The sequence below is a fragment of the Ruminococcus sp. YE282 genome (assembly GCA_900101355.1).
GTDB classification, from domain to species: Bacteria; Bacillota; Clostridia; order Oscillospirales; family Acutalibacteraceae; genus Ruminococcoides; species Ruminococcoides bromii_A.
On sequence record FMUV01000049.1, the window covers coordinates 1 to 16,318 of the forward strand.

General features: G+C 40.5%; 22 protein-coding genes. 19 read left to right on the forward strand and 3 right to left on the reverse strand.

Annotated elements, in window-relative coordinates:
- Positions 1–653 precede the first annotated feature (653 nt).
- The 6 genes from BLP46_RS11695 (at position 654) to BLP46_RS11720 (ending at position 4,465) form a co-directional block, all read left to right on the forward strand.
- A complete protein-coding gene (locus BLP46_RS11695; RefSeq protein ID WP_092979146.1) occupies positions 654–1,562 on the forward strand; it encodes an NAD-dependent epimerase/dehydratase family protein in 909 nt (302 codons plus the stop codon).
- 88 nt (positions 1,563–1,650) lie between these two features.
- Complete coding sequence (locus BLP46_RS11700) at positions 1,651–2,202, forward strand: GNAT family N-acetyltransferase (RefSeq protein WP_092979148.1); 552 nt, start codon at positions 1,651–1,653, stop codon at positions 2,200–2,202.
- A gap of 496 nt (positions 2,203–2,698) precedes the next feature.
- Positions 2,699–3,214, forward strand: coding sequence for a hypothetical protein (locus BLP46_RS11705; protein ID WP_092979150.1), 516 nt, complete (start codon positions 2,699–2,701; stop codon positions 3,212–3,214).
- The gene (locus BLP46_RS11710; RefSeq protein ID WP_092979152.1) at positions 3,215–3,412 is read left to right on the forward strand and encodes a helix-turn-helix transcriptional regulator; all 198 of its coding nucleotides are present in this window, start codon (positions 3,215–3,217) and stop codon (positions 3,410–3,412) included. It abuts the gene before it with no gap.
- A gap of 228 nt (positions 3,413–3,640) precedes the next feature.
- The gene (locus BLP46_RS11715; protein ID WP_092979154.1) at positions 3,641–3,922 is read left to right on the forward strand and encodes a CD3324 family protein; all 282 of its coding nucleotides are present in this window, start codon (positions 3,641–3,643) and stop codon (positions 3,920–3,922) included.
- Between the two features lie 93 nt (positions 3,923–4,015).
- The gene (locus BLP46_RS11720) at positions 4,016–4,465 is read left to right on the forward strand and encodes a GNAT family N-acetyltransferase (RefSeq protein ID WP_092979156.1); all 450 of its coding nucleotides are present in this window, start codon (positions 4,016–4,018) and stop codon (positions 4,463–4,465) included.
- Between the two features lie 680 nt (positions 4,466–5,145).
- Here the strand turns inward: BLP46_RS11720 and BLP46_RS11725 are convergent.
- Genes BLP46_RS11725 through BLP46_RS11735 form a run of 3 tightly spaced genes read right to left on the reverse strand, consistent with a single transcriptional unit; the run spans position 5,146 to position 6,586 of the window.
- Positions 5,146–5,481, reverse strand: a complete 336-nt coding sequence (locus tag BLP46_RS11725) for a DUF3784 domain-containing protein (RefSeq protein ID WP_092979158.1) — start codon at positions 5,479–5,481, stop codon at positions 5,146–5,148.
- Between the two features lie 54 nt (positions 5,482–5,535).
- Positions 5,536–6,027, reverse strand: coding sequence for an NUDIX hydrolase (locus tag BLP46_RS11730; protein ID WP_092979176.1), 492 nt, complete (start codon positions 6,025–6,027; stop codon positions 5,536–5,538).
- 28 nt (positions 6,028–6,055) lie between these two features.
- Positions 6,056–6,586, reverse strand: a complete 531-nt coding sequence (locus BLP46_RS11735; protein ID WP_092979160.1) for a helix-turn-helix domain-containing protein — start codon at positions 6,584–6,586, stop codon at positions 6,056–6,058.
- A 340-nt stretch (positions 6,587–6,926) separates the two neighbouring features.
- Between BLP46_RS11735 and BLP46_RS11740 the strand changes: the two genes are divergently transcribed.
- The 13 genes from BLP46_RS11740 to BLP46_RS11800 all read left to right on the forward strand — a co-directional run.
- Positions 6,927–7,130, forward strand: coding sequence for a helix-turn-helix domain-containing protein (locus BLP46_RS11740; RefSeq protein WP_092979162.1), 204 nt, complete (start codon positions 6,927–6,929; stop codon positions 7,128–7,130).
- Positions 7,117–8,205, forward strand: a complete 1,089-nt coding sequence (locus tag BLP46_RS11745) for a site-specific integrase (RefSeq protein WP_092979163.1) — start codon at positions 7,117–7,119, stop codon at positions 8,203–8,205. Before BLP46_RS11740 ends, BLP46_RS11745 begins: the two co-directional genes overlap by 14 nt.
- Entirely contained in the window at positions 8,195–8,527 is a 333-nt protein-coding gene (locus tag BLP46_RS11750) for a plasmid mobilization protein (RefSeq protein ID WP_092979164.1), read from the forward strand. Before BLP46_RS11745 ends, BLP46_RS11750 begins: the two co-directional genes overlap by 11 nt.
- Positions 8,518–8,670: a hypothetical protein gene (locus tag BLP46_RS13145; RefSeq protein WP_167669267.1), complete on the forward strand. Its 153-nt coding sequence runs from the start codon at positions 8,518–8,520 to the stop codon at positions 8,668–8,670. Before BLP46_RS11750 ends, BLP46_RS13145 begins: the two co-directional genes overlap by 10 nt.
- Positions 8,658–9,611, forward strand: a complete 954-nt coding sequence (locus BLP46_RS11755) for an AAA family ATPase (protein ID WP_092979166.1) — start codon at positions 8,658–8,660, stop codon at positions 9,609–9,611. Before BLP46_RS13145 ends, BLP46_RS11755 begins: the two co-directional genes overlap by 13 nt.
- Before the next feature lie 275 nt (positions 9,612–9,886).
- Positions 9,887–11,368, forward strand: coding sequence for a plasmid recombination protein (locus BLP46_RS11765; protein ID WP_207645242.1), 1,482 nt, complete (start codon positions 9,887–9,889; stop codon positions 11,366–11,368).
- Positions 11,369–11,372: 4 nt separating this feature from the next.
- Positions 11,373–12,335 carry an NUDIX domain-containing protein gene (locus tag BLP46_RS13395; protein ID WP_318259607.1) on the forward strand — a complete coding sequence of 321 codons (963 nt, stop codon included), beginning with the start codon at positions 11,373–11,375 and terminating at the stop codon, positions 12,333–12,335.
- A gap of 22 nt (positions 12,336–12,357) precedes the next feature.
- Positions 12,358–12,825, forward strand: a complete 468-nt coding sequence (locus BLP46_RS11780; protein ID WP_092979170.1) for a GNAT family N-acetyltransferase — start codon at positions 12,358–12,360, stop codon at positions 12,823–12,825.
- 222 nt (positions 12,826–13,047) lie between these two features.
- The gene (locus tag BLP46_RS11785) at positions 13,048–13,818 is read left to right on the forward strand and encodes a protein kinase domain-containing protein (RefSeq protein WP_318259609.1); all 771 of its coding nucleotides are present in this window, start codon (positions 13,048–13,050) and stop codon (positions 13,816–13,818) included.
- A 14-nt stretch (positions 13,819–13,832) separates the two neighbouring features.
- A complete protein-coding gene (locus BLP46_RS13400; RefSeq protein ID WP_318259611.1) occupies positions 13,833–14,216 on the forward strand; it encodes a protein kinase domain-containing protein in 384 nt (127 codons plus the stop codon).
- Positions 14,217–14,585: 369 nt separating this feature from the next.
- Entirely contained in the window at positions 14,586–15,323 is a 738-nt protein-coding gene (locus BLP46_RS11790; protein WP_092979172.1) for a nucleoside phosphorylase, read from the forward strand.
- A 19-nt stretch (positions 15,324–15,342) separates the two neighbouring features.
- The gene (locus tag BLP46_RS11795) at positions 15,343–15,804 is read left to right on the forward strand and encodes a GNAT family N-acetyltransferase (RefSeq protein ID WP_092979174.1); all 462 of its coding nucleotides are present in this window, start codon (positions 15,343–15,345) and stop codon (positions 15,802–15,804) included.
- The coding region (locus tag BLP46_RS11800) for a class I SAM-dependent methyltransferase (protein ID WP_143000497.1) at positions 15,801–16,318 on the forward strand (518 nt) is incomplete at its 3' end. The genes BLP46_RS11795 and BLP46_RS11800, both read left to right, overlap by 4 nt.

The window sequence follows — 16,318 nt, forward strand, 5'->3', positions numbered from 1 at the left end:
CCGACGGCGCAAGCAGATATATCCGTGAATATCTCGAAGAATTTGACGATGAAACCTTTGCAAAATGGCTGTCCTATCATTTTGCAACCTGCGAAAGGCAGGATTTGATAGGCGCAACCAATCACAGCTTGGATATTTTGAGGAAGCTGTAAAGGTTAGTTACTTGAAATGATAAATCGTGGCTTTGAGAGTGTCCGTAACCACCAGACTCATAATTACCCTACCTAACAGTTTTTGCTTTCCAAAGGGCACATAAACAGTGCCTTTTGAAGCCCAAAAGCGTGACACTTTTTCGATTAGTTGCTTGGTTCATAAAGCATAATTATTTTATCACTTTAAAGTGTTGATTTTATCGTATACTTCTGCTATAATAATCTTGTATCGTGGCAACAAAATGGCAACAGAATTTTTGATAGCCTGTATTTTATTTACAATACAAATAATAGAAATACTCCGTGCTAAAATGCTTAAACAAATACTGTTAAGATTATTTTGCAGGGAGCGAGTGGGAGTAAATTTCTAATTTAGAATTATAAATCGCAGCCGCCAAGTGGGGTAATCTCCTGCTTGGCGGCGTTTTCTATTGCCATATTTTCGGATTCGTGATAGAATAATATTGATGAAAAGTGGGCTTGATTCTGAAAGGAGTAGTTATGAAAATTCTTATCACAGGCGGAACAACATTTGTAAGTAGATATGCGGCGGAGTTTTTTGTTGCTAACGGTAACGTCGTTACCGTTATTAACCGAGGTAGCAGACCGCAGGTAGACGGCGTAACAAATATAAACTGCGACAGGACAGCTTTAGGTGACAGGCTCAACGGCAAGCACTTTGACCTTATTCTCGACATAACCGCCTATACGGAGAAACATATCAAAACGCTGCTTGATTCGGGCATTACCTTTGATGATTACATTTTCATCAGCTCCAGTGCTGTCTATCCCGAAACGAATCCTCAGCCGTTTACAGAGGAACAGTCCTGCGGTTATAACTCTGTTTGGGGGGATTACGGAACGAACAAGCTGAGAGCAGAGCAATACTTGCAAGCAAATGTGCCGAATGCCTATATACTTCGTCCGCCTTATTTCTATGGCATATATGAGAATTTATACCGTGAAGCGTTTCCGTTTGACTGCGCTATGCAGGACAGACCGTTCTATATTCCTCAAAACGGAGATATGAAGCTACAATTCTTCAATGTTTCTGACCTCTGCCGCTTCGTTGAAATCCTAATAGACAAGCACCCCGAAAATCACGTTTTTAATGTCGGCAATAAGGATATTGTAACCGTCAAAGAATGGGTTGAGTTGTGCTATAAAGTTGCCGGTAAAACCGCTGAATTTATCAGTGTCGATAAAGAGATTCCGCAACGAGATTATTTCTGCTTCTATGATTATGAATATGCGCTTGACGTCAGCAAACAAAATGAGTTGATGCCTGATACAGTTTCTCTTGAACAGGGCTTGAGAGAGGAATTTGAGTGGTACAAGAATAACCTCGACAGTATTTATAACCGCAAGCCGTATATGAAATTTATTGATAACAATTTGGTGAGAAAATGATAATAAGAGAAATCAGAGATATTTTAGTTCTGTTGTAAGATTATATTACAAATATAAGTTATTACAACAAATTGAATGGAGGAAAAATGTGAACGCTTATATTGACATATCAGATACTGTTATTACAACAGAGAGATTGACCCTGCGCCCTTGGAAAAATAGTGATCTTGATGACTTCTTTGAGTATGCAAGTGTTCCCGGAGTTGGTGAAGCTGCAGGATGGCCGCATCACAAAACCAAAGAGGAATCCGAAAATATACTTGATATGTTTATCAGAGAAAAGAAAACTTTTGCGATCGAGTATGAAGGAAAAGTAATAGGGTCTGTCGGAATTGAATTGTATGATGAGAATCAGTTGCCCGAGTTCGCCGATAAAGCCGGAAGGGAGATCGGTTTTGTTTTGTCAAAGGATTATTGGGGAAAGGGACTTATGCCCGAAGCAGTTAGCGGAGTAATAAAATGGCTCTTTGATGAAGTTGGTCTGGATTTTATTGTGTGCGGTCATTCTCCCGAAAATCTGCGTTCAAAGAGAGTTCAGGAAAAATGCGGGTTCAGCCCATATAAAAACGGGACATTCACTACTTCGGACGGTGAGCAGAGGGAAACCTGCCTAAAAATACTGTTCTGGAAAGAAAGATAAAAAATGATTTACAGACAAGCATGGCGACTCCTTTCCAAAAGGCGCATAACCAGTATGTTTTTAACCGTAAAAGCGTGACACTTTTTCGATACGGATTAGTAGATATATTAAAATGTGATTTATCACTTTAAAGTGTTGATTTTAAAGATTGTTCGTGCTATAATAACAGCAGTACCGTTGATACTGTTTTGATACTGTTATCATTTGAAGCCAAAAATAATTGGCATAATAGCGGTAATAATGGTATCAAAAGAAACGAATACTAAACTAATATGTTTAGTAGCGAAATGAATTAAGCGAGTGGGAGTAAATTTCTAATTTAGAATTATAAATCACAGCCGCCAAGTGGGGTGTTTCCTGCTTGGCGGCTTTTTTTGGATTCTGCAAGTAAAAATATCTGCGACTATTTGTAAAATATACTTGACACAATGATAACGATATGATACAATATGCTTGTAATGATAGTTGTCAAAATCACCTGAGAGGAGTGTCTTTTATGTTAGACAATGTTCTGTTCCCGATTATCATTGCGGTTGTTGTGGTTTTGTTTGTCGCAATTGCCTGCTTGTTTAGAAACAAGAAAGCAAATTATGATGAACGCCAGCTTTTGGCTAGAAATGCCGCTTACAAGGGTGCGTTTTTCTTTTTGATTGTGTATTACTTCACCTGCGGATTGTTGCGGATTTTTGATGTCAAATGGGCGGATACCTCTATACAAATGTTTCTCGGAATCATCATATCATTTGCGTTATTCTTGGCTATATCTATTCTAAAAGACGCGTTTTTTTCAAACTCGCAGAAACGAAATATGCAATCTATTATTTCTTTTTTCTCGTTCGGAATCGTAAGTGTTATGTTTTTCCTGTCGGGACTTGGTAAAGGAGATGTGTTATGGAATAACAGTGGGCTCTCTATCCTCGCTTTGTATTTGATTGCCTCGGTTTGTTCATTTGTCTTGGGGATCCTTTCCGCTATTAAAATGAATTTGGAAAAACGCGGAGCGGAGAATTAAATGAAAAATCTGAAACTGAAAAGCGCCCGTGCCGCGCTTGACCTTTCTCAGCAGCAGCTTGCCGAAAAAGTAGGTGTGAGTCGGCAAACAATCAACGCGATTGAAAAAGGGGATTATAACCCAACAATCAAGCTATGTATCGCTATTTGCCGTACACTCGGAAAAACCTTGGACGATTTATTCTGGGAATCGGAATAAAATTCTAATTAGGAATTTTAATGGCAGCCGCCAAGTGGGATAATCTCCTGCTTGGCGGCTGTTTCTTGAAATTGACAAAATACAAAGAATACGCTATAATACGACAGACAGGAGGGCTGCGTTTTGAAAAGATATGTTATTGCCGTATAAGCATTGGCTATTCGGTATCGTTTGAATATTTTATAGCCATTGCTTACCCTAAAGCATTTCAATTTTTGGGAGGCAACAATGAGCTATATCAAGGCAGACGATGTGCTGCCGCAGAACATTATTAAAATCATTCAGCAATACATTGACGGGGAAAATATTTATATTCCCAAGAAGGACGGCTCCCGCGTCGATTGGGGAGCGAAAACAGGCGTTAAAAAAGAGTTGCGCCGACGAAACGCTTTGATTTATCGGGAATACCTTGACGGCGAGACAGTTTCGGTATTGGCAAGTCGGTATTACCTTTCCGATAAATCCATTCAGCGCATTATCCGTGAAATGAAAATTTGTGAGTCTGCTTAGTGCAGGCTCATTCTTTTTTATAATGGTTTTCAAGGTTGATTTACAGCGGAATGCGTGATATGATGATGTCAGTAAATCGAAAGGGTGTTTACAATGGATAAATATAAATACATCACGCTTCGTGAGCGTCCGGAATTAAAGGATACAGCCGCCAAGTGGTTTTGTGAAAAATGGAACGTACCTGTTACCGCTTATCTCGAATGTATGGAGGATTATCTAAGCGGTAATACCGAATATGGCTGGTACCTATGCCTTGACGGAGATCAAATCATCGGCGGTATGGGCGTTATTCAAAATGACTTTCACGAGAGAAAGGATTTATTTCCGAACGTTTGCGCCGTCTATACGGAAAGCGAATACCGAAAGCAGGGGATCGCAGGAAAGCTCTTGGATTTGGCGGTGGAGAATTTGCGGTCAAAGGGAATTTCGCCGGTTTATCTCGTGACCGACCACATCGGCTTTTATGAGCGATACGGCTGGGAATTCTTTTGTATGATTCAAGGCAGTGATCCCGAGCCGTCAAGAATGTATGTACACAATTAAATGAAAGGGTATTGATAATTACCAAGGCGATCAAAAAGAGATCTGCCGCTATTGGTATGAAAGATAGTTTTTAAACCGGTAACGCCGTCAAGTGGGATAATTCATACTTGGCGGTGTTATCTATTACCATCAAGCTTGCAAAGTAATATAGTTACTCTACCTAACAGATTATGCTTTTCAAAGAGCGCACAAACAGTACGTTTTGAAGCTTGAAAGCGTGACACTTTTTCGATACGGAATTAGTAGATATATTTAATTGCAATTTATCGCATTAAAGTGTTGATTATATTTCTTGCCTCTGCTATAATAATCTTGTATCGTGGCAACAAAATGGCAACAGAATTTTTGATAACCTGTGTTTTATTTACAATACAAATAATAGAAATACTCCTTGCTAAAATCCTTAAACAAATACTGTTAAGATTATTTTGCAGGGAGCGAGTGGGAGTGATATGTAAAACGCCGAAAACCCAGTATTTATGCGGGGTTACGAGCCTTTTGCGTTGCTTTTGATAACAATTTGATAACAGTCGCTATTACCGCAATTATTCTGTATCTCAGGTGGTTGTGGAGTAAAGGAGTAATTGTTCTTTGGTATGCGACTGTAAAAATCCATATAATAAAAGCCCTTAGCTGTGTGCAAATGCAGCTAAGGGCTTTTTGTTGTTTTCTGAGTATTATTATTTCTTTGTTTGCTTATTGATTCGTATTGTGGAAACAACAGCATATATGATTGCGCCTGCTATAACGGGTATTTGAAGCAATTCTATTTTGCTGTTCCGAAGAATGACCGATAGTCCAATGATAATAAAGACTAAACTCAATAGGCAAAACACGATTGCAGTCTGTCTGTAATATGGCTTTTTATTCATTGAATCACGTTCTTTTTTAGATGCATAAATATATGCGTTATTAAGTACAAAGCCACGTTCCAAGAAACTTCGTATGCTAAGTAATATCAGTATTCCGGCTATTACAAACATCACGATTGCTATAACCAATTCGGCTGTTGTCATACTTATACTCCAATCTTAATTTAACTGTCGTTTGTCGATTGCTTTATGAATAAATCATTTGACTCTTTCATCTGTAATTATATGCTCGATACCTGTGTGGTTTGAAAGAAGATAATCTTTGAGAAATGTCGGGTAAATTGTGTAGTTGTCTATCTCTTTTATGGGAATCCAGTGCATGGTTTCCCTATCATTGAAGTGCGTTAAGCTATTGCTGTTCAACTCCTTTGTACCTCGTGGCTTCATCAAATAATACAAAGCAATTTCGTGACAGTGCAAGCCTTTATCATAAGCGCCGTTGCCGTTCCAGAAGTTCTCGTGAATGATAGCCAATCTATCTATCTGATATCGGGCTCCTGTTTCTTCCAATACTTCCCTGATAACTGCGTCCTCGGCTTTTTCGTTCATATGAACACCACCGCCGACAGAATAAAAGTAGTTCTCCTTATCGTTTCCGACAACTAAAATACAGCCATCTTCAATAATAATTGCAGCGGCTCGATACCTAAACCAATTATCTTCTTTTGTAAAACCACAATCAAAAGCCATATCAATCACCGCATTAAACTTAAATTACTCAGCTTTCCTCCTGCCTCTTGTTCAATCCCTCAATCAAAGCGTCGCTTAGTTCTTTAGAAGGCACTTTCACCCAATGCCCGGACGTATCATACTTAGGATAGTTATAGCGCCACTTGTCGTAATCGTCCTTGCTGATTTCGCCCTTGCGGTATTTCTCACGCTCTGCGCACCAACCGGGGAGATCATCTAAAAGATTTCTTGCTTCTCTGCTCTTGAACGGATCAATACGCATAATGATTTCGTCGTCCCTGTTTTCAATCGTCAGACCGTATATATCCTCTAAGGCAAACAGTGTGTGCATTAAACCGATATAGGTATCAATGTCGGGTACGGTCAAAGCATCGGGCGATACATCTAAAGCGTGAGCCAAAGCCTTAGTTAAATCTTCTTTCGGCGTTCTTGTTCCCGCTTCATACTGCGCCATACGGATGTCCGCAGTTCTTTCAGGCAAGCCTGCCATTATACCTAAATATTTCTGTGTCATTCCTCTGAGATTACGGATAAAGCGGATTCTTTCGCCAATAGCCATTATTCTCACTCCTTGTCGAATTATCTTATAATCATAATAACATATAAGTTTAATGTCGTCAAGAGTAATGTAAATAAAAAAGTTTAATTATTTTTTCTGAAACCCCTTGACATAAACATATTTGTGTATTATACTAAACATATAACATAACTTAATATGTTTATATACAATTGAATGACCGTCTGCACGGGATACTCCGCCAGGACCTCTTGCATAGGCAAGAGCGAGCGAGATAACGCTCCTGACAACAAGGGGGCAGGAACGACGTGCGGGTAGAACGGCACAACTCTGCGTTTATTTACATCCATATATCAAAAATCATAAAGAAAGGACAAATGCTATGGAGAATAAATTTATGAGAGTAGAGGAGGTAGCCACCGAGCTTGATGTATCGGTTTCGTATGCTTACAAAATCATTAAGCAGCTTAACGACGAGCTGAAAGCAAAGGGCTTCGTCACTATCTCAGGAAGAGTAAACAGACAATACTTTAACGAAAGGCTCTACGGAGTCGGAAAGGAGGATTTAACAAATGCCTGTATTTAAGAACGAGAGCAACAACACTTGGTATGTGATGGCTCGGTATGTAAATTGGAAGGGCGAACGCAAGCAGAAATGCAAGCGGGGATTCGCCACTAAGCGTGAAACTCAGGAGTGGGAGCGTACCTTTCAACAGCAGAACGCCGCTGATATGGATATGTCCTTTGAAGCCTTTACACAGCTTTATGAAAAGGATATACGCCCACGCCTGAAAGAAAACACTTGGCTGACTAAGGAGCATATCATCAAGACCAAAATCCTGCCGTATTTCGGAAAGCGGAATATCAGCGAGATTACCACAAAGGATGTTATCGCTTGGCAGAATGAGCTGCTTTCTTTTCGTAACGAGAAAAAGCAGCCGTATTCGCAGACTTATCTAAAGACCGTCCATAATCAACTCAGCGCTATTTTCAATCACGCTGTTAAGCATTATGATTTGCGCTCCAATCCCGCCGCCAAAGCAGGCAGTATGGGCGATAAGGACGGCGCAAACATTAGCTTCTGGACAAAGGACGAATACAAACGCTTTGCAGAGGAAATGATGGACAAGCCTGTTTCTTACTACGCTTTTGAAATGCTGTATTGGTGCGGTATTCGAGAGGGTGAGCTTTTAGCCCTGACGGCTGCGGATTTCGATTTCAATAACAGTACGGTGAGAATCAACAAATCCTATCAGCGTTTACACGGCGAGGATGTTATTACTACACCGAAAACCAAAAAGAGCAACCGTGTCATCAAAATGCCGCAGTTTTTGTGCGAGGAAATGCAGGATTACTTCAGTACCATTTATGGGCTGAAAAAGAAAGACCGCATTTTCCCACTGACAAAAAGCTATCTTCATCACGAGATGGACAGAGGATCAAAGGCAGCAGGTGTAAAGCGCATCAGAATCCACGATTTACGTCACAGCCACGTTTCGCTTTTGATTGATATGGGTTTTACTCCCGTAGCGATTGCGGACAGGCTTGGTCACGAGAGTATCGAGATTACGTTGAGATACGCCCATCTGTTTCCATCAAGGCAGACAGAAATGGTACAACGATTAGATCAGGAAAGGATGGATTTCAAAAATGTCAGCTAAAAACAGAGATGAACACAACCGTTGGCGAAACATCACAGTAGGGTTTCGGGTATCACCCGAGGAAAACGAGCAGATCAACACTGCCGTCGCTCTCTCAGGCTTGCCTAAGCAGGAGTATTGTTACCGAAAATGTATGAATCGTGACATTGTGGTACAGGGCAATCCGAGGGTATATAAGGCGCTGAAAACGCAGCTTGCCTTAGTCTTGGAGGAGCTGAAACGCATTGAGGCGGGCGGCAATATTCGTGATGAACTGCTTGACAATATTGAGCTTATCACAGTTACGCTCAATGGAATGAAGGAGGATGGTATATGCGGATAAAAGAAATGACTGTCCCAAACGCTTCTGTTGGCGCAGAAGCAGGACAGCCACTCATACCTAACAACTGTATTATACCCGATTCCTTCTGTAAATTCAATAGATTTGTAAAAATTACAGGAGGTATATGTAAATGGCAGAATTAAAAATCATCGGAATGGACGAGGTAGACGTCGAGGAAATCGAATGGATGTGGTATCCGTACATTCCTTTCGGAAAGCTCACTATCATACACGGCGACCCGGGCGAAGGTAAAACCACACTGATTTTACAGCTTGCGGCATTGTTGTCACGGGGAGATAAGCTCCCCTGTGACGACACCGAGCGTGAGCCGATCAGTATCATCTACCAGACCGCTGAGGACGGCTTGGGAGATACGATAAAACCTCGCTTGCTATCAGGTAACGCCGACTGTACTCGGATTAAGGTCATCGATGAATCGGAAGTCCCCTTGACAATGCTCGACACAAGAGTGGAGCAGGCAATTCAAGAAACAGGCGCAAGAATGATTATCCTCGATCCTATGCAGGCGTATCTCGGAGAAAAGGTTGATATGAATCGTGCTAACGAAGTGCGGAGCATTCTTTCACAGCTGGGGCGCATCGCCGAGAAATACAAGTGTGCGATTATCCTTGTCGGGCATTTGAATAAAATGCAAGGGACAAAAGCGAACTACCGTGGACTTGGCTCTGTGGATTTTCAAGCAACGGCAAGAAGTGTGTTGGTTGTCGGCAGAGTGAAGGACAGCCCCGAAACACGAGTGATGGCACACCAGAAATCTTCGCTCGCTCCCGAAGGTGAGCCGATAGCCTTTGAACTGAACAAGGAGACGGGTTTTCACTGGATCGGTCACTATGACATTTCCATTGACGATTTACTCAGCGGCTTCAGCCGACAGAAAAAATCGGAAATGGCTGAGAGCCTGATTACCGATTGTCTTGCTGAGGGAAAGTGTCCGCAGCAGGTCATTCAACAAAAAGCTGAGAATATGGGTATCTCCAAGCGGATACTCGACACGGTGAAAAAGAGTTTGGATGTTCAATCAATCAAGATAGGCTCGAAGTGGTATTGGCAGCTTGCCGCATAGTCAAGGTTGCAACATTGCAGCAGTATAGATACCTGCAATCTTGCAATGTTCCTTTTCGGGAAGTGACAATACAAAAGTTTCCGCTGGGTGCAGGGAGCCCTTTTCAAAGGGCTGCCCTTGCCCCTCGGAGAGCGCAAAACCTGCTCGCAGGTTGCATTTTTGATAGCTCTGCTGTCAAAAGTGCTTTTGCGTTACTCTTGGCAAGAGTAACAGAACCTGAGTTAGAGATAATTCAGTGAGATAACCATATTAATATTCAGATTTGAGGTAGATAAATGAAGAGAACGATCAGCGCAATGGTGGGTAAAGGCTCCGTCACGCACAACAGCCGCAGTTTCTCAGCGGAGAACGTGGACAGCGAGCGTACCCATTTGAATATAGATTACTGTAATGAGCCAATCAAGAAAGTGTATCACGAAATGTTTGATGAAGCTCTGAAACAGTACAACGATAAACAGAAACGCAAGGACAGAAAGATAGCCGATTATTACAAGCATATTGAGTCCGGAAAGCAGGAAAAGCTGTTCCACGAGATCATCTTCCAAATAGGCAACAAGGACGATATGTCTGCGACAGGAGAACACGCCGAGCTTGCGAGGACAATCCTCGACGAATACTATCAAGGCTTCCAAGAGCGCAATCCCTACCTGCGAGTGTTCTCCGCTCACCTTCATATGGACGAAGCGACGCCGCATATCCATATCGACTTTGTACCATTCACCACCGGCAGCAAGCGAGGTTTGGAGAAACGAGTTTCGCTGAAACAGGCTATGCTTAATATGGGCTTCAAAGGCGAGGGAAAGAGCGACAACGAGCTGAATCGTTGGATACTTTCCGAAAAGAAAGTCCTTGCTCAGATTATGGAGCGGCACGGTATTGAATGGGAGCAGAAGGACACTCACGAGCAACACCTGTCTGTCCTTGATTACAAAAAGCAGGAGCGAGCCAAAGAGGTCGCCGAGCTTGACAGGGAGATTGAAGAAAAGCAATTGGAGGTCAAAGGTCTGAAAGCGACAGTTGAGAAAATCGAGGAAGCAAAGGAAATCCCCGGCGACGTCGAAAAACAGCTTGACGAAGATCCTCAGTTGCAACTCCCGGAACCTCAGGGATTGATGTCGGCAAAGAGCTATAAGAAAAAGTTTGTAGATCCGTTAATCCGGCGGCTGAAAAATCTTGTCCGAACAGTCCTCGCCAGAAGCTATCAGGGTTGGGAGAATTACCACCGTATCAATAATCTGAACGGCAGATTGCACCGTGAGAACGAACATTTGAAATATGAAAACTCCAAGCTCAAAGAGCTCAACGGTATGCTCCGTGAACAAAACAAAGCCTATCGCTTGTTGGAAAAGGTTTTCGGAAAGCGCAAGCTCAATGAGATTATAGAGCAGGCGAGAGGTTTCAAAAAGTCAAAACAGCGTGATGCACGAAAGCATTACGGCGGTATGTGGGAGGCTACGGCAGGCGGTTCTGCATTTGTAGGAGAATCACCGTTGCAATGTGCCGCAAGAGAGTTGTTTGAAGAAACAGGAATCCGTGCGAATACATTGACCGAGGTTTGCAGAGTGGTTGATAATGAGTGCCACTCCGCATACGTCGAATACCTTTGCGTAACCGATTGTGATAAAGACTCCGTCAAATTGCAAGACGGCGAAACATCTGATTTTTGCTGGGTGGACAAAGATACCCTGCTTAATATGAAAAATGACGAGCTTATCACAGAGCGAATGCAGTTGTTTATTGATGAATTGAAAGGATAAACAAATGGCACAAGTAAAGTTTTATGATACGGTTGATGGCAGCCTGCTCAGATTCGCTGTCATCGTAGCAAAATCCAACGGCAAGTGGGTGTTCTGCAAGCACATAGAACGTGATACATACGAATGTCCCGGCGGTCACAGAGAAGCAGGCGAAACTATTGACGATACCGCCAAGCGTGAATTATATGAAGAAACCGGAGCAATAGATTATGCTATTCAGCCGGTTTGTATCTATTCTGTAACGGCTCCTGATAACTTTGACGGTAAGGAAACCTTTGGTAAGCTCTACTACGCACAGATAAAGAGTTTTGAAGGTGAACTGCACAGTGAGATTGAAAAGGTTGAATTGTTTGACGAACTGCCGACAAATTGGACGTATCCGGAGATTCAACCATTGTTGTTAAAAGAGGTTGAGAATAAAATGGGTGAAGAAAGACACACCGTAACGGTTAATAACAATTCTTATAAAATTATCAAACTTCTCGGAAAGGGAAAAGGCGGATATTCTTATCTTGCTGAGAGTGACGGTAAGCAATTCGTATTAAAACAAATTCATCACGAACACTGCGATTATTACACCTTCGGTAATAAAATTGAAGCAGAACGCAATGATTATCAGCGCTTGCTAAATGCCGGGATAAGAATTCCGAAGATGTTAGATATTGATATCGAAAACGAAAGAATTATCAAGGAATATATTAAAGGCGATACTATTTTTGATATGGTGAAAAATGACGTTTCCGTGGAGGAATACCTGACACAGGTGTGGGAAATGGCAACACTTGCAAAATCATCAGGTCTTAACATAGATTATTTTCCTACGAATTTTGTGGTACAAAACGGATTGCTTTATTATATTGATTATGAGTGCAACAACTATATGGAAAAATGGAACTTTGAAAACTGGGGAATCAAGTATTGGTCAAGAACTCCTGAGTTTTTAGAGTATGTTAGTCAACACAGTTAAATAGAAAATATAGAGAGAAAAAATGATTATTAGACGTTTTAAAGAAAACGACGCAGAAAAAGTTTCACAGATGATTATCCGAACAGAAAGAATAACAAACAGTAAGGATTATTCCGAAGAATGGATCAACGCTCTCGAAAAACGAGTGCAGCCATCGCTTATCTTAGAGCGCGCCGGTTGGACTCATTTTTATGTTGTTGAGGAAAAAGATACAATTATCGGTTGCGGCGCAATCGGTCCTTATTGGGGCAGCGAAACCGAGAGCAGTCTGTTCAATATTTTTGTTTTACCTGAATATCAAGGCAAAGGTATAGGCAGAAAAATCGTTGAAACACTTGAACTTGACGAGTATTTTCTCAGAGCAAATCGCATTGAGGTAGCAGCGTCAATCACGGCGGTTAATTTCTATAGAAAGTTAGGATATGATTATAAAAACGGAGATGACCGTCCTGATGAGGAACAGAATTATCGTTTGGAAAAATTCAGGTAATTGTCTTGTAACGCCTCAACTCACAAAGGAATGCAATTACCCTATCAAGCAAATTTTGCTCTCAAGAGGGCAGATAAAGAAGTGAAATCATTTGCGCACCAATTACTAATTCAATCATTAATCCGATCATAAGACCCTTGGATCGATTCGATACTGGAGTATAAGAACATTGAGAGAGCTGTTTGAAAAATCGACCTATAACCATAATGAGAGGTGATGTATATGGTAACAGTTGAAAATTTTATTGAGACAAAGTACCGGGATTTAGGGTTTCGTATTTCTATTGAATATATCGATCTCTACGGAGGATTCTCAAATCGAAAGTTACAAGAAATATTCTCTACAATACATAGTATGTTAATTGAAAACTTTCGAGCTATGAATAGTCGGTTGCCCACAAATGAACATACGGCTCATTATTGGGCTGATAAAAGCAGAGAACTAATACTTGCTATTGATGTTATTAATGGACTTGAAAGAGTGCTTGCTAAAACAAACGACGCGTTTTCGATTGATTCATACTACAAAGAGATAATTAATAAATCAGAAAAGTTCTTGGAGTCGAGTGGTGGTAGTGTTATTCCTCAAGGTATGGATAAGATAGAACTCTACTATACTGAACCAATTTTCATAAAGAAGGATTTAGTAAATATCTGTACTTCGCCTATTGAACAGAAGTATGTTGACTTAGAACAGATTGGTCATCGCTCTTACGCAACGGTTTATTCTTATACCGATCCATTCTATAATAGAAAATATGTATTGAAGCGAGCTAAGAATAATCTTAGCGGAAAAGAATTGGAACGTTTTAGGCAAGAATACTATCAAATGGCTCAGCTTTCTTCACCATATATAGTTGAAGTGTACCACTACAATGAAACAAAGTACGAATATGTTATGGAATATATGGATTGCACATTAGGGGATTATATACTTAATACTAGTCCAAAGCCAAATAAGATAGAACGCATAAAATTGTCAATCAAGTATTAAGAGCATTTCAATATATTCATACAAAAGGATTATTACATAGGGATATTAGCCCGAGTAACATTCTGATTAAGAAATACGATGACGTTAATATAATAAAAATTGCTGATTTTGGCTTGGTCAAGGTTCCAAATAGTACACTTACAAGTTTATATTCAACTGTAAAAGGGGCTTTTAACGATCCTGCGCTTTATTCCGAAGGATATGCAAACTATTCTATTGAAGATGAAACATTTGCATTGACCAAGATTGTTCTGTTTATTATGACAGGAAGTGCAATGATGAGGTCGGATACTGACGAAAGCTTAAAAAGTTTTTTCCAGAAAGGTGTTTCATCAGACAAAACTAATCGCTATCATTCAGTAGATGAAATGATAATTGCTTTTAAAAACTTAAAATAGATATCATTTTCCCTCAACTACTTCCCTATATGCACTATAATACATAATAAAGAACAAGCTGCCATATACATATTCTTAAATATGTCACTTTGTTTCATCATCGATGCGCAAACAATATGATAATAGGGAACTGATGATCGAGTAAAGGTCAGAGCAAAATGGATATTCTATTTACAACAAAGCATATATTCGAAACAATAATGGTTAAGCTTCGGTACCTTTTGAGGAGTGGGAGTAAATTTCTAATATAGAATAATAAATCGCTGCCGCCAAGTGGGACTTTCTCCTGCTTGGCGGCGTTTTCTATTGCTATATTTTTGATTTCGTGGTAAAATTTAGATATAACGAAAAAAGCAATAGGTGAAAAATATGGATAGAAATAAAGTAATAACTAATCCTAAGCAATTAGTACGAATGGAATTGAAAAATGCTGGTTTTGATTTAGATACAATCATAGTACCCGAAAGAGTTTATCTGCTTGCAGACGATATTTTTGATATTATGAAGTCAATGAATTGCGGACAGCTTCAATATCCTGTCGGTGGAGGAATCTATATTTTTAACAACAATCATCATATCGGATTTGTGAAAGCAAATATGTGTTCTCCCGCTATTGCCACTCAAGCAGAGGATTTGATTGCCTGCGGTGTAAAGGAACTGATACATATCGGTTATGCAGGTGCCTTGTCACCCGATATGAATGTCGGCAATATTGTTTTGACAGATGGTGCTTATAACGATACTGCGGTACCAAGGTTGTATGGTTATAATTGCGATTTTATTGAATCCGCAAATACATTGACCGATAGGATTAGTAATTTGCTTATTGAAAACTCAGTTATCTTTCACAGAGGCAAGCATTGGACTACGGATGCAGGATACCGAGAAACTTGGGAACAGATTGATAATTTTCGAAAGAAAAACGCGTTATGCGTTGAGATGGAAGGCGTAGGGCTTTTTACAATAGCAAAATATCGTGACCGTTCCGCAACAGCTATATACATTATTTCCGATACGCTAAATGAAAAAGGTTGGAATTTAGGATGGGATGGACAAGTAATCTCGCAAGCCGTTCAAAAGGTTTTAGCAGCAATTATACCAAATTAAGAATAATGATGGTGATACTATGAATTTAAAATACCGAATAGCTAGTATTAATGAAGCGGATAGAGTATGCTATATCGTTCAGCACACTAAAGAAGTAATCTATCCCGATTACTATTCGCAGGCGGTAGTTGACTTTTTCGGAAAGCTTCATAGCATTGACAACATCAAAAAGGATATTGAGCAAGGCAGAAACGGTGTTTTAATTTTTGACGGCGAAATCATCGGAACAGGCAGTCACACCGATAATCATATTACAAGGGTTTATGTTTTGCCCGAGTATCAAGGGCAGGGCTTCGGCAGTATGATTATGGACGAACTGGAAAAAGAAATCTTTAAAAGCTACGAATACTGCGAACTTGACGCTTCCTTACCTGCTTGTATTTTTTATGAGAACAGAGGTTATAAAACCGTTAAACACATCAAGTATGACATTGGCGACGGAGCGTTTATGATTTATGAAATTATGAGGAAACATATATGAAAGTTGATAATAAATTCTTAGAAAACTTTTACAACGAATACGACGAGGATGGACGGCTTGAAAACAACCGTCTCGGCAGAGTAGAATATCTTACTACACGCAGATATTTAGATCCGCTGTTGAACGCTGATTGCAAAATAGCGGAGATCGGCGCGGGCACAGGCAGATACAGCGTCACACTCGCCAAAGAAGGCTATGATGTTACTGCAGTGGAATTGGTACAACATAATCTTGACATTCTTAAAAGCAAGCTTGATGGCAACGAGAACATCAAAACATATCTCGGCAATGCGCTTGACTTGAATATGCTGGAGGATAACACCTATGATATTACGCTCCTACTTGGACCGATGTATCATCTGTATTCCGATGAGGATAAAATCACCGCACTGAAAGAAGTGGTCAGGATCACAAAGACGGGCGGTCATATCTTGGTCGCCTATTGTATGAACGAAGCGACGGTCATTCAATATGTTTTCGGCTGCAATCAGCTGAAATCGGTAATGGATTTGAA

Bases quoted from the DNA above. Each gene is read 5' to 3' on its own strand.
- BLP46_RS11780 (WP_092979170.1), top strand. From the start codon at position 12,358: ATGATTATTAGACGTTTTAAAGAAAACGACGCAGAAAAAGTTTCACAG.
- BLP46_RS11710 (WP_092979152.1), top strand. From the start codon at position 3,215: ATGAAAAATCTGAAACTGAAAAGCGCCCGTGCCGCGCTTGACCTTTCT.
- BLP46_RS11725 (WP_092979158.1), bottom strand. From the start codon at position 5,481: ATGACAACAGCCGAATTGGTTATAGCAATCGTGATGTTTGTAATAGCC.
- BLP46_RS11750 (WP_092979164.1), top strand. From the start codon at position 8,195: ATGTCAGCTAAAAACAGAGATGAACACAACCGTTGGCGAAACATCACA.
- BLP46_RS11720 (WP_092979156.1), top strand. From the start codon at position 4,016: ATGGATAAATATAAATACATCACGCTTCGTGAGCGTCCGGAATTAAAG.
- BLP46_RS11795 (WP_092979174.1), top strand. From the start codon at position 15,343: ATGAATTTAAAATACCGAATAGCTAGTATTAATGAAGCGGATAGAGTA.
- BLP46_RS11755 (WP_092979166.1), top strand. From the start codon at position 8,658: ATGGCAGAATTAAAAATCATCGGAATGGACGAGGTAGACGTCGAGGAA.
- BLP46_RS11740 (WP_092979162.1), top strand. From the start codon at position 6,927: ATGGAGAATAAATTTATGAGAGTAGAGGAGGTAGCCACCGAGCTTGAT.
- BLP46_RS11735 (WP_092979160.1), bottom strand. From the start codon at position 6,586: ATGGCTATTGGCGAAAGAATCCGCTTTATCCGTAATCTCAGAGGAATG.
- BLP46_RS11730 (WP_092979176.1), bottom strand. From the start codon at position 6,027: ATGGCTTTTGATTGTGGTTTTACAAAAGAAGATAATTGGTTTAGGTAT.
- BLP46_RS11785 (WP_318259609.1), top strand. From the start codon at position 13,048: ATGGTAACAGTTGAAAATTTTATTGAGACAAAGTACCGGGATTTAGGG.
- BLP46_RS11790 (WP_092979172.1), top strand. From the start codon at position 14,586: ATGGATAGAAATAAAGTAATAACTAATCCTAAGCAATTAGTACGAATG.
- BLP46_RS11695 (WP_092979146.1), top strand. From the start codon at position 654: ATGAAAATTCTTATCACAGGCGGAACAACATTTGTAAGTAGATATGCG.
- BLP46_RS11715 (WP_092979154.1), top strand. From the start codon at position 3,641: ATGAGCTATATCAAGGCAGACGATGTGCTGCCGCAGAACATTATTAAA.
- BLP46_RS11745 (WP_092979163.1), top strand. From the start codon at position 7,117: ATGCCTGTATTTAAGAACGAGAGCAACAACACTTGGTATGTGATGGCT.
- BLP46_RS11765 (WP_207645242.1), top strand. From the start codon at position 9,887: ATGAAGAGAACGATCAGCGCAATGGTGGGTAAAGGCTCCGTCACGCAC.
- BLP46_RS11705 (WP_092979150.1), top strand. From the start codon at position 2,699: ATGTTAGACAATGTTCTGTTCCCGATTATCATTGCGGTTGTTGTGGTT.
- BLP46_RS13145 (WP_167669267.1), top strand. From the start codon at position 8,518: ATGCGGATAAAAGAAATGACTGTCCCAAACGCTTCTGTTGGCGCAGAA.
- BLP46_RS13395 (WP_318259607.1), top strand. From the start codon at position 11,373: ATGGCACAAGTAAAGTTTTATGATACGGTTGATGGCAGCCTGCTCAGA.